The organism is Bradyrhizobium sp. F1.13.3 (assembly GCF_040548265.1).
Taxonomy (GTDB): Bacteria; Pseudomonadota; Alphaproteobacteria; order Rhizobiales; family Xanthobacteraceae; genus Bradyrhizobium.
Map to the genome: position 1 here is coordinate 194265 of NZ_JBEPRI010000005.1, position 12476 is coordinate 206740.

The following is a 12476-nucleotide window of genomic DNA, read 5'->3' on the forward strand; positions in this document are numbered from 1 at the left end:
TACGACCTTACAGACCGGTGGTCACGTCGATCCGGTGACCCTCTTCGAGAGTCACGATCGCGCGCTTGGAGTTCGACTGCGAGCCGAGATTGCCGCGGAAGATCTTGGTCTTGCCCTTGCGGACCAGCGTGTTGACACTCTTGACCTTGACGTCGAACAGCTTCTCGATCGCTTCCTTGATCTGCGGCTTGGTCGCCTTCGCGGCCACCTTGAACAGCACCTTGTTGTGCTCCGAGGCGATCGTGGCCTTTTCGGTCACGACCGGCGACAGGATCACGTCGTAGTGGCGAGGCTCGATGTTCTTCGTCATTTGAAGCGCGCCTCCAGCGCATCGATGGCGGCCTTGGTCAGAACAAGCTTCCGACGGCGCAGGATGTCATAAACGTTGATGCCCTGGATCGGCAGCACGTCCATGTTCGGGATGTTGCGGGCCGCAGCGGCGAAGCCGTTGTTGAGCTCGGCGCCGTCGATGATCAGCGCGTTGGTCAAACCCAGACCGGAGAAATGACCGAGCAGAGCCTTGGTCTTGGCAGCTTCCAGCGCCGCCTTGTCGATCACGACGAGATCGCCGTCCTTGGCCTTGGCCGAGAGCGCATGCTTGAGGGCAAGCGCACGGACCTTCTTCGGCAGGTCGGTGGCGTGCGAACGCACCACCGGACCGAAGGCACGGCCACCGCCGCGGAACTGCGGCACGCGGGCCGAACCGTGACGAGCACCACCGGTGCCCTTCTGCTTGTACATCTTCTTGCCGGTGCGCCAGATCTCGGCGCGGCCCTTGGCCTTGTGCGTGCCGGCCTGGCGCTTGTTGAGCTGCCACTGCACGCAACGTGCAATGATGTCCTGGCGCGGCTCGAGGCCGAAAATGGTGTCGGAAAGCTGGACCGAGCCGGCTTCCTTACCTTCGAGGGTCGTGACCTTCAATTCCATCTCACGCCTCCTGCGCAGCCGGAGCAGCGTCCGCTTCGCCAGCAACCTTGAACTTGCCGGGCTTCGGAGCTTCCTTCGGCAGCGGCTTCTTGACGGCGTCGCGCACGCGGATCCAGCCGCCCTTGGAGCCGGGAACGGCGCCTTCGACGAGGATCAGGCCGCGCTCGACATCGAGCTGGACGACCCGAAGGTTGAGCGTGGTGATGCGGTCGACGCCCATGTGACCGGGCATCTTCTTGTTCTTCCAGGTCTTGCCCGGGTCCTGACGGCCACCGGTCGAACCGATCGAACGGTGCGAGACCGAGACGCCGTGGGTGGCGCGCAGACCGCCGAAGTTCCAGCGCTTCATACCGCCGGCAAAACCCTTGCCGACCGAGGTGCCGGTGACGTCGACGAACTGACCGACGACAAAGTGGTCGGCCAGGATCTCGGCACCGACGGGGATCATCTGATCCGCGGAAACGCGGAACTCCTCGACCTGCCGCTTCGGCTCGACCTTGGCGACCGCGAACTGGCCGCGCTCCGCCTTGGGCATGTACACGGTCTTGCGGCTGCCAGAACCAAGCTGGAGCGCGACATAACCGTTTTTCTCTTCGGTGCGGTGGCCTACGACCTGGCAATTGCCGAGCTTCAGCACGGTCACGGGGATATGTTCGCCGGCCTCTGTAAAGACCCGCGTCATCCCGACCTTTTGTGCGATCACTCCGGAGCGCATCGGCGTGCTTCCTGTTCTTTCTGTCCGCTAGTGGCGAACGTGATCCAAAAATCTTAGAGCTTGATCTCGACGTCGACACCGGCGGCCAGGTCGAGCTTCATCAAAGCATCGACGGTCTGCGGGGTCGGATCGACGATGTCGAGCAGGCGCTTGTGAGTGCGCATCTCGAACTGCTCGCGGCTCTTCTTGTCGACGTGCGGCGAACGGTTGACGGTGAACTTCTCGATGCGGGTGGGCAGCGGAATGGGTCCGCGGACCTGCGCGCCGGTGCGCTTCGCCGTGTTCACGATCTCGCGGGTCGACGTATCGAGGATACGATGGTCGAACGCCTTGAGACGGATGCGAATGTTTTGGCCGTTCATTGCCGTGGTCTTTCTTCAGTGGGGTGGCGAATAGCGAATAGCGAATGTCACATTCGCTATTCGCCGATCCCTATTCTCGTAATTACTCGATGATCGAGGCGACGACGCCGGCGCCGACGGTGCGGCCACCTTCGCGGATTGCGAAGCGGAGCTTCTCTTCCATCGCGATCGGCACGATCAGGTGCACTTCCATCGCGATGTTGTCGCCCGGCATCACCATCTCGGTGCCTTCCGGCAGATGCACGACACCGGTCACGTCGGTGGTGCGGAAGTAGAACTGCGGACGGTAGTTGGTGAAGAACGGAGTGTGGCGACCGCCCTCTTCCTTGGTGAGGATGTAGGCCTCAGCCTTGAACTTGGTGTGCGGCTTGACCGAACCCGGCTTGCACAGCACCTGGCCGCGCTCGACGTCCTCACGCTTGGTACCGCGAAGCAGCGCACCGATGTTGTCGCCGGCCTGGCCCTGATCGAGCAGCTTGCGGAACATTTCGACGCCGGTGACCGTGGTCTTCTGCGTGGCGCGCAGACCGACGATCTCGATTTCCTCGCCAACCTTGACGATGCCGCGCTCGACACGGCCGGTCACGACGGTGCCGCGACCCGAGATCGAGAACACGTCTTCAACCGGCATCAGGAACGGCAGGTCGACCGGACGCTCCGGCTGCGGAATGTAAGCGTCGACCTGCTTCATCAGCTCGAGGATGGCCTCATGGCCGAGGGTCTTGTCGGAATCTTCGAGAGCGGCGAGCGCCGAGCCCTTGATGATCGGGATAGTGTCGCCCGGGAATTCGTACTTCGAGAGCAGCTCGCGAACCTCGAGCTCGACGAGCTCGAGCAGTTCCGGATCGTCGACCATGTCGCACTTGTTGAGGAACACGACGAGCGCGGGAACGCCGACCTGGCGGGCGAGCAGGATGTGCTCGCGGGTCTGCGGCATCGGACCGTCAGCGGCCGACACGACCAGGATCGCACCGTCCATCTGGGCAGCGCCGGTGATCATGTTCTTCACGTAGTCGGCGTGGCCGGGGCAGTCGACGTGCGCGTAGTGGCGGTTCTTGGTCTCGTATTCGACGTGCGCCGTCGAGATCGTGATACCGCGCGCCTTCTCTTCCGGCGCCTTGTCGATCTGGTCGTACGCCGTGAACGTCGCACCGCCGGCTTCGGCGAGGACCTTGGTGATCGCCGCGGTCAGCGACGTCTTGCCATGGTCGACGTGACCGATGGTGCCGATGTTGCAGTGCGGCTTGTTACGTTCAAACTTTGCTTTGGCCATTTGACTCTCCGTTCAATCGTCAGTTCGAGACCGACGACAATCAGGCAAACTTCTTCTGGACTTCTGCCGACACGTTGGCCGGCGCTTCTGCGTAGTGGTCGAACTGCATGGTGAAGGTTGCGCGACCCTGGCTCATCGAGCGCAGGTTATTCACGTAACCGAACATGTTCATGAGCGGCACCATCGCGTTGATGACGTTGGCGTTGCCGCGCATGTCCTGACCCTGGATCTGACCGCGCCGGGAATTCAGGTCGCCGATGACCGATCCGGTGTAATCTTCCGGGGTCACCACTTCGACCTTCATGATCGGCTCGAGCAGGACGGACTTGCCCTTCTGCAAGGCTTCGCGGAATGCAGCACGCGAAGCGATTTCGAAGGCGAGCGCCGACGAGTCGACGTCGTGATACTTGCCGTCGACGAGCTGAACCTTGACGTCGACCACGGGGAAGCCCGCGACGACACCGGAGCCCATCACGCTGTTGAGGCCCTTTTCGACGCCGGGGATGTATTCCTTCGGAACCGCACCGCCGACGATCTTGGATTCGAACTCGTAACCCTTGCCGGGCTCGTTCGGCTCGACCACGATCGACACTTCCGCGAACTGACCGGTACCGCCGGTCTGCTTCTTGTGGGTGTACTTGACCTCGGCCCGCTTGGTGACGCGCTCACGGAACGCCACCTGCGGCGCGCCGATGTTGGCATCGACCTTGTAGGTGCGGCGAAGAATGTCGACCTTGATGTCGAGATGGAGTTCGCCCATGCCCTTGAGGATGGTCTGGCCGGACTCCTGGTCGGTCGACACGCGGAAGGACGGATCCTCCGCGGCGAGCTTCGCCAGCGCCACGCCGAGCTTTTCCTGGTCGGCTTTGGACTTCGGTTCGATCGCGATCTCGATGACCGGCTCGGGGAATTCCATCTTTTCGAGGATCACCGCCTTGTCGGGATCGCACAGCGTGTCACCGGTGCGGGCTTCCTTCAGGCCAGCCAGTGCAACGATGTCGCCGGCATAGGCTTCCTTGATGTCTTCGCGGTTGTTCGCATGCATCAGCAACATGCGGCCGATGCGTTCCTTGCGGTCGCGCGTCGAATTGATGACGCCGGTACCCGACAGCAGCGTGCCGGAATAGATGCGGCAGAAGGTGATGGTGCCGACGAACGGGTCGTCCATGATCTTGAACGCCAACAGAGCCAGCGGCTCCTTGTCGTCGGGCCGGCGAACGACCTCGTTGCCGTCTTCATCGACGCCCTTGATCGCGGGCACGTCAACCGGCGACGGCAGATAATCCACGACCGCGTCGAGCAAAGGCTGCACGCCCTTGTTCTTGAAGGCCGAGCCGCACAATACCGGGAAGAACGCGCCAGTCAGCACGGCCTTGCGGATCAAGCGCTTCAACGTCGCCTGATCGGGCTCATTGCCGTCGAGGTAAGCGGCGAGAACGTCGTCGTCGAGCTCGACGGCCGCCTCCAACAGCTTCTCGCGATATTCCTTGGCCTTCTCGACCATGTCCTCGGGAATATCGATGTCGACGAACTTGGCGTCGAGCTTCTCTTCTTCCCAGACCACGCCCTTCATGCGGACGAGATCGACCAGACCCTTGAAGTTGTTCTCCGAGCCGATCGGAAGCTGGATCGCGATCGGCTTTGCGCCGAGGCGATCGACGATATCCTGCATGCACTTGTAGAAGTCGGCGCCGGTCTTATCCATCTTGTTGGCGAAGACGATGCGCGGAACCTTGTACTTGTCGCCCTGGCGCCAGACCGTCTCGGTCTGGGGCTCGACGCCCTGGTTCGAGTCGAGCACGCACACGGCGCCGTCGAGCACGCGCAGGCTGCGCTCGACTTCGATGGTGAAGTCGACGTGGCCGGGAGTGTCGATGATGTTGAGACGCTTGCCTTCCCAGAACGCGGTGGTCGCGGCCGACGTAATCGTAATGCCGCGCTCCTGCTCCTGCTCCATCCAGTCCATCGTCGCGGCACCTTCGTGCACTTCGCCGATCTTGTGGCTCTTGCCTGTGTAATAGAGGATGCGCTCGGTGGTCGTGGTCTTGCCGGCATCGATATGCGCCATGATACCGAAGTTACGGTAGTTCTCTATGGCATGAACGCGGGGCATGGAGTGTTCCTTAGATTCCGTGTGTCGCCGTTACCAGCGATAGTGCGAGAAGGCGCGGTTGGCTTCCGCCATCCGGTGCACGTCTTCACGCTTCTTGACGGCGTTACCCCGGTTGTTCGACGCGTCCAGGAGCTCCGCAGAGAGCCGCTCGGTCATCGTCTTCTCGTTGCGATCGCGCGCAGCCGAGATCAGCCAGCGAATGCCCAGCGCCTGACGGCGCACCGAGCGAACTTCAACCGGAACCTGATAGGTCGCGCCGCCGACGCGGCGGGAGCGCACTTCGATCGTCGGCATGACGTTCTCGAGTGCCTGCTCGAACACGCCGAGCGGGTTCTGCTTGGTCTTGCTTTCGATGAGGCCGAATGCGCCGTAGACGATACCTTCGGCGACCGACTTCTTTCCGGCGTACATCACCGAATTCATGAACTTCGTGACGATGATGTTCCCGAACTTCGGATCGGGAAGGACTTCGCGCTTTTCGGCAGAATGGCGACGAGACATGGACCTGGTTCCCGCTTACTTCGGACGCTTGGCGCCGTACTTCGAACGGCGCTGCTTACGGTTCTTGACGCCCTGGGTATCCAGAACGCCGCGGAGGATGTGGTAGCGCACGCCGGGCAAGTCCTTGACGCGACCGCCGCGGATCATGACCACGGAGTGCTCCTGGAGGTTATGGCCTTCACCGGGGATGTAACCGATCACCTCGAAGCCGTTGGTCAGGCGCACCTTGGCAACCTTACGAAGCGCCGAGTTCGGCTTCTTCGGGGTCGTGGTGTAAACGCGCGTGCAAACACCGCGCTTCTGCGGCGACTGCTGCAGCGCCGGCACCTTCTTGCGCGACTTCTGCACTTCCCGCGGTTGAGCGATCAGCTGGTTGATCGTCGGCATCCTGGCATTACCCTTTGTGTTCTGCCGCGGCCCGTCACCGGGTCCGCAAATTCTTTCGAGCTACCCGCCCGACGAGGCCGCCTTCCGCGGAACAATCCGCACAAAGCGAAATCGCGCCAACCACCCATCAACGGGCGGAAAGCGCTTCGACGCCACAGAGGACCGCAGTAGTTGAACCGTCAGCTTGCAGCTGCGGCCCGCGCACCGAGGTCATGCATCCGAATTCGATCTCGAGAGAACATGCTCAAGAGACCTAAAATCGCACTGGCATTGCCTAGCTATGATCGACAGCGTTTGAGCGGCATTCGTCGAGGTTGGTGCCTGTCTTGGCGATCCCGGGGGATCAAACAGGTGGCCCGTTCCGACGTTGGCGATGCTCACCGCCTGTCGTTAAGTGAGGGGGTTCTATAAGTGGGAGTCGGTCAAGTCAAGGCGAAACGTCAGTCAGAAGCGCTTCCCGCGCCTGTCGAAATTGCTTCCTGGGTCGCTCGCTGCGCCTTCCCGATATGGAAATGAGGAGCGCGCTCCGCCACCTCGAATCCTATTTATACCCGGGTTAAATATACTTTTATAACCGTTGGCTAAGGCTTTCTTTCCTGTTGGAGCGTCAATGTGCCGCCTTGGGCAGAGATTGGCGCCATGCGGTACACCGACATTGCCATTATCGGCGGGGGATTGTCCGGCTCTACCGCCGCCGCGATGCTCGGCCGTAGCGGCATTTCGACCATCCTGATCGATCCGCAGGAGAGCTATTCGGCGGATTTTCGAGTCGAAAAACTCAGCGGCCACGTGCAGGTCGGGCGATTCCTTCAGACGGGAATCGCCGAATCGGTGCTGCGCCGCGCGACCTTTGTGGGTGAGAACTGGATCGCGCGCTTCGGCCGTCTTCTCGACAAGGCGCCAAGCCGGCAGTTCAACATCCCCTACGATTCCCTCGTCAGCGCTGTCCGCGACGAAATTCCCGCCGGTGTCGAGCGCATCTGCGCCAAGGCCGTCTCGGTCGAAACAAGTGCGGAGCGGCAGAAGGTCACTCTCTCCAGCGACGAGATGGTCTCCGCCCGGCTGGTCGTGCTCGCCAATGGACTCAACGTTGGCCTGCGCCACCAGCTGGGAATCGCGCGAAAGATCGTTAGTCCCTGCCATTCGATTTCGATCGGGTTCGACGTGGTGCCCGCAGGACGGGCCTCGTTCGACTTCCCGGCGCTGACCTATTTCTCGGAACGGCCGAGCGACCGCATCCCCTACCTCACGCTGTTTCCGATCGGAACGCGGATGCGCGCCAATCTGTTCGTCTATCGCAGCTTCGACGATCCCTGGCTGCGTGAGCTGCGCCGCGCGCCCGCCGAGACGCTGAACGCCGCGCTGCCACGGCTCAAGCGCATCACCGGACCATTCGACATTCCCGGTGAGCTGAAAATCCGCCCGGTCGATCTCTATGTGAACGATGCAAGCGGCCAACCCGGCCTCGTGCTGGTTGGCGATGCCTTCTCGACCTCCTGCCCCGCCGCCGGCACCGGTTGCGACAAGGTGTTCACCGACATCGAGCGGCTCTGCAACGTTTACATCCCGCAGTGGCTGGCTTCCGACGGGATGGATACAAGCAAGATCGCCGCCTTCTACGCAGATCCGGTCAAGCGGGCGTGCGACGATTGGTCGGCGGCGAAGGCGTTCGACTTCCGCTCGGTCTCGATTGCGACGAGCCCCTATTGGGCGGCGCAGCGCTGGGCACGCTTCATTGCCTGGTCGGTTCAGGGGCTATTGCGGCCGCTTGGAGGAGCCGTCCATCTGGAGCCGAACTTCCTCGGTCACTCCTCCTCATCGTCCTCGTCGAGGTCGTCATCATCCTCTTCGTCATCGTCGCTGTCCTCGTCGACGTGAGCCGGCGCGCCATGAGGTTGGTGGATCTGGTCGTTCCACAGCTTGCGATAGGTGCCGTTCTTGGCGAGCAACTCGGCATGCGAGCCGCGCTCGATCGCCCTGCCCCCTGAAATCACGATGATCTCGTCCATCTCGACCACCGAGGTCAGTCGGTGGGTCGACCAGATCATGGTGCGACCCTTGGCAACCTTCAGCAGCGTGCGGTTGATCGCGGCTTCCGTGGTCTGGTCGAGCGCCGAAGTGGCTTCGTCCAGCAGCAGCACCGAGGGATTACGAATGACCGCGCGCGCGATCGCGATGCGCTGGCGCTGGCCGCCCGACAAGGTATCGCCGCGCTCGCCCACCGGCGTGTCGTATCGCTGTGGCAGGCTCATGATGTAGCGGTGGATCTCGGCCTTCTTGGCCGCCTCCTCCACCTCCTCGTCGCTCGCGCCCTCCTTGCCGAGCCGGATGTTCTCTCGGATCGACATGTTGAACAGCATGTTCTCCTGGAACACCACCGCCATGCTCCGGCGCAGCGAATCCAGCGTTACCTTGCGGACGTCGACGCCGTCGATGGTGACGCGCCCCTCGTCCGGCACATAGAGCCGCAGGATCAGATTCAGCAGCGTGCTCTTGCCGGAACCCGAGGGACCGACGATGGCAATGCGCTTGCCGACATTGAGCTTGAGGCTGAGATTGTCCAGCACCGGCGTCTGGCTGCCTTCGTACTGGAACGTCACGTGGTCGAAGGTGATGTCATTGGTGATGCGGGGCAGATCGGGCGCGCCGGCACGATCGGCGCTGCGCGTGGGCTCGTCGAGCAGCTCCTGCATGTGACGAATCGCGGCTGCCGAGGAGATCGACACGGGGATGAAATGCATCACATGGGCGATGTTGTAGGACACCTCCCAGAACGCGCTCTCGAAGGTGACGAAGGTGCCGATGGTGATCTGCCCCTTCGTCGCCAGATACGCGCCGATCGCGAGCACGACGAGATGCAAGAGCAGCACCGAGATGGTGACCGTCCGCTCCACCATGGTCGACAGGAACGTCGCCGAGGCCATCCTGTTTCGCGTCTCGTCGTTGCGAAAGGTGAAGAAGCCGAACATCCTGCGTTGCAGGCTGAACGCCTTGATCACGGCCTGGGCTGCCACGTTCTCCTGCACCATGCCGAGCAGCGCGGACTCGTTGAGCTTCTGCTCGTAATTGGCCTGAACAGCCTTCGGCGTGAGTATGCGGGGACCGATCAGCGTGATCGGAAACACCAGCAGCGCAACCACCGCGAGCTGCCAGTTCAGGAACACCATCAGGATGATGCCCGCGATCAACTCCAGGAACGGCAGCGCCGCGCTGTTGGCGAAGGTCTTGACCGAGCCCTCGAAGGCCGCGAGATCGACCGAGAAGCGCGACAGGATCTCGCCGCGCTTGGTGCGGCCGAAATAGGCTGCCGGCAGGTCCTGGACGTGCTCGAACAGCCGTTTGCGGACATCGGAGATGATGCACGCCGCAAGCCGTGCATCCCAGCGTTCGTACCAGACCGCGACGATCGAGGTGAAGATGCCTGCGACCGCGAGCACGCCGAGGATCTTGTACAGCGCCTGGAAATCCTCCTCGCCGAGCGCGTCGTCGATCAGGTACTTCAGGCTGAGCGGCATGATGACGTTGAATAGCGTCTCGACGAAGACGCCGAACGCCACGAACGACAGCATCTGCTTGTAGTTGACCAGGAAGGGTTTGACGAAACCCAGGATGGTCGCGAGCGCGCCGGCGGCCTCGCGCGCGGTAAAGACGACGAGGTCCTCGTCCTCATCGTCGTCATCGAGCTCCAGCCCGCCATCCTCATCGTCTTCATCGTCCTCCTCGACTTCGAGGTCCGGCTTGGCGGTAGGGACGAGCTTGTCGTCGAGCTCGGCCGCCTCTTCCGCGGCGAGCTTCTGTTTGTCGGGCGGGAGGGGCTTGGACGCCATGAAACCAACCGATGCTGACGGCCGGCATGACCGCAGAGAAAGCAGGAGATAGCGGCAACCGCTATTGCATCGATTCTATGCGATCAAGATGAATTCGGCAAAACAATTGGCGAAGGCGCCCGCTTCAGGCGGCTAGTCGTCTTCCTCGTCCTCGACCTTGTCGAAAAAGGAATAGCGCAAGGAATCGGCGTCGGCGTACCACTGCCCCGGGCCCTTGTTGGCGGCGAGCGTCGCCTCCCAGAGCGCGTCGGTGCAGTCCTTGCGGTGCATCGACAGGTCGAAGCCGTTGCCGAAGAACAGTTCGGACCATTCCCACCAGGTGCCGAGCTTCTTGACCCCGCGCAGAAGGTCGTAGCGGTCGATCAGTGCCGGCGCCATGTCCGAGGTGACCGAGCCGAACACGAGGCCGGTCTTGACCACGCGGTTCAGCTCCCTGATCGCACGGACCACCTGCTTCGGGGAAAGATGGCAGAGGCTGGTCTCGAATACGAAGTCGAACGCACCGTCCTTGAACGGCATGTCGGTGATCGAACCGAGCTTGTTGTACTTCTTCAGCGCCTTCGGCGTTCTGGCGTGAATGCCGCGGTTGTTCTCGATGCCGAAGGCATCGATGCCGCGGTCGCGCAGGGCGCCGACAAGCTCGCCGCTGGCCGAGCCCGCGATCAAGAGCTTCGTGCCTTTGGCTTTGCCCCAGACGATGCCGATCAGTTTTGTGAGATAGTCGGGATCCGTGAAGTGTTGCCACGCTTCGCTGTAAGGACCCTGGCCGCGATAATTGTCAAAATAGTCGCGATCGATCTTGTCCGAGAGCGGCTTGTCGTCCTGCGAACGTTCGCGGCGCAGGCGCATCATCTCGGTCAAGATGATGTCGGTCGCCGCATCCGAGGAATCGAGCAGGCCGTTCAGCGTCGAGTCGAACAGATAGTCGCCGACCACCACGATTCCGGGATGTTCCTTCGGCTCGGGCCGGTGATTGGTCATGACGTCGCGTACAGGCAAGCCGCCCGGAATCGCGTTCACCGATGACAGCCAGCGGTGGATCTTGCCTTCCAGGAAATGGGCGCGTGCATCGCCGAGCGATGCCGGCAGCGATTTCAGCGCGGCGTCGATCAGTTCCTGGTCGGAGAGATTCGCAAAGGCCAGGGCGTCGGAGCCCGGAATCAGCCAGTTCAGCACGCCGTGCTTGCCCACATCATGGCGCGCGCCCTCGTTATAGACGCAGCAACCGCCAAAGGCTTCCGACATGAACCAGGCGCCGGCGATCTTGTCGCCCCAGAACGGGGTGTCGAACAGGATCGAGACACGCAAATAGTGCGCAGGACGGTCGAAGTACGAGACGTGCTTGACCATCGACTTGCGGAGCTGTTCGCCCTCCCAGCCGACGGTCCCGAGCCAGGAATGCGGCAGACAGACCAGCACGAGGTCGAAGTCGCGCGTCTCCGGCCCCTTGCCGTTCATCATCTTGAGTTGATAGCGGCCGGTCGGCGCCTTGCCGACCGTGAGGATTCGGTGATTGAGCTGGATGTCGGCATTGACCTCCGACTGGAGGCACTCGATGAGCTGCTCGTTGCCGTTCTGGATGGAATAGAGGCCGATATAGCCGTCGACATCCATCAGGTAGTTCTTGAGCGCGTTGAGCCCGTTAGTGTTGTGGCTCTCGGTCGCGAGGTCCGAGCGCGCCATCACCTTGAAGAATCGCTTTGCGGTCTCGTCCTCGACCTCCTCGTCGAGCACCTGCTCGGCGGTCTTGTAGGCCCAGGGATTCTCGTTGTCGTGCGCGCCGACGCCCTCGTAATACTCGATCGGTGTCATCGTCTCGGCGCAACGCTTGCGGAACGCCTCGATCGCGTCCGCGGTCTTGGCCCCGTATTTGCGGCGCATACCCGCGACGTCGTTGAGGAGCTCGCCGCCGAACTGGACCTGCTCGGCATCCATCGGAATGGTCTGCAAGCCGAAATGCTGGATCAGCTCGCGCAACGGATCCGGCCCGGTCATCGAGTAGTCGTAGATCTCGGCAACGCCGGCCTCGTACATCGCGGGCGCGGAATCGAATTTGCGCGTGACGATCTTGCCGCCGAGCCGGTCGGACGCCTCGTAGATGGTGACGCGGCAGAGGTCGCCGAGCTTGCGCTTCAGATACCAAGCGCTCATCAGCCCGCCGGGGCCGCCGCCTACGATTGCGAGATCAAGCATGAGAATTCCGTGGTCTCCGGCCCGCCCCCTTCACGGGACCACCGGTCTAAGCTCTCCTAGCAGAAGCGCTTTTGCGCCTGAAGGAAAGATGAACAAAGGTTGATCCTGCACCGCAACAGGGAAACAAAGCAGCAAAAAGGCCGGCTTGCGCCGGCCTTTTCAGTGTCCTCGGTATTCC

11 protein-coding genes are annotated in these 12476 nt (G+C 62.1%); 1 reads left to right on the top strand and 10 read right to left on the bottom strand.

Going from position 1 to position 12476, the window contains the following annotated elements; genetic code table 11:
• Positions 1-7: 7 nt before the first annotated feature.
• From ABIB66_RS16135 to rpsL, 8 genes are all read right to left on the bottom strand, one after another.
• Positions 8-310, bottom strand: coding sequence for a 50S ribosomal protein L23 (locus tag ABIB66_RS16135; protein ID WP_007603019.1), 303 nt, complete (start codon positions 308-310; stop codon positions 8-10).
• On the bottom strand, positions 307-927 hold the full coding sequence (gene rplD / locus ABIB66_RS16140; protein WP_211399436.1) for a 50S ribosomal protein L4: 621 nt from the start codon (positions 925-927) through the stop codon (positions 307-309). The genes ABIB66_RS16135 and rplD overlap by 4 nt, the downstream gene beginning before the upstream one ends.
• Before the next feature lies 1 nt (position 928).
• On the bottom strand, positions 929-1642 hold the full coding sequence (gene rplC / locus ABIB66_RS16145; protein WP_007603016.1) for a 50S ribosomal protein L3: 714 nt from the start codon (positions 1640-1642) through the stop codon (positions 929-931).
• 53 nt (positions 1643-1695) lie between these two features.
• Complete coding sequence (rpsJ, locus tag ABIB66_RS16150) at positions 1696-2004, bottom strand: 30S ribosomal protein S10 (protein ID WP_002712302.1); 309 nt, start codon at positions 2002-2004, stop codon at positions 1696-1698.
• Positions 2005-2086: 82 nt separating this feature from the next.
• Positions 2087-3277 carry an elongation factor Tu gene (gene tuf / locus ABIB66_RS16155; RefSeq protein WP_007603012.1) on the bottom strand — a complete coding sequence of 397 codons (1191 nt, stop codon included), beginning with the start codon at positions 3275-3277 and terminating at the stop codon, positions 2087-2089.
• A 40-nt stretch (positions 3278-3317) separates the two neighbouring features.
• A complete protein-coding gene (fusA, locus tag ABIB66_RS16160; RefSeq protein WP_275168101.1) occupies positions 3318-5390 on the bottom strand; it encodes an elongation factor G in 2073 nt (690 codons plus the stop codon).
• A gap of 30 nt (positions 5391-5420) precedes the next feature.
• Entirely contained in the window at positions 5421-5891 is a 471-nt protein-coding gene (rpsG, locus tag ABIB66_RS16165) for a 30S ribosomal protein S7 (protein ID WP_007603009.1), read from the bottom strand.
• Between the two features lie 15 nt (positions 5892-5906).
• Complete coding sequence (rpsL, locus tag ABIB66_RS16170) at positions 5907-6278, bottom strand: 30S ribosomal protein S12 (RefSeq protein ID WP_007603006.1); 372 nt, start codon at positions 6276-6278, stop codon at positions 5907-5909.
• 639 nt (positions 6279-6917) lie between these two features.
• Between rpsL and ABIB66_RS16175 the strand changes: the two genes are divergently transcribed.
• Positions 6918-8156 carry an FAD-dependent oxidoreductase gene (locus ABIB66_RS16175; protein WP_354209263.1) on the top strand — a complete coding sequence of 413 codons (1239 nt, stop codon included), beginning with the start codon at positions 6918-6920 and terminating at the stop codon, positions 8154-8156.
• Here the strand turns inward: ABIB66_RS16175 and ABIB66_RS16180 are convergent.
• Together ABIB66_RS16180 and ABIB66_RS16185 are read right to left on the bottom strand one after the other, a co-directional pair.
• On the bottom strand, positions 8084-10105 hold the full coding sequence (locus ABIB66_RS16180) for an ABC transporter ATP-binding protein (RefSeq protein ID WP_354209262.1): 2022 nt from the start codon (positions 10103-10105) through the stop codon (positions 8084-8086). The two genes, ABIB66_RS16175 and ABIB66_RS16180, sit on opposite strands and share 73 nt — an antisense overlap.
• A gap of 132 nt (positions 10106-10237) precedes the next feature.
• Positions 10238-12298: an FAD-dependent oxidoreductase gene (locus ABIB66_RS16185; RefSeq protein ID WP_354209260.1), complete on the bottom strand. Its 2061-nt coding sequence runs from the start codon at positions 12296-12298 to the stop codon at positions 10238-10240.
• Positions 12299-12476 lie beyond the last annotated feature (178 nt).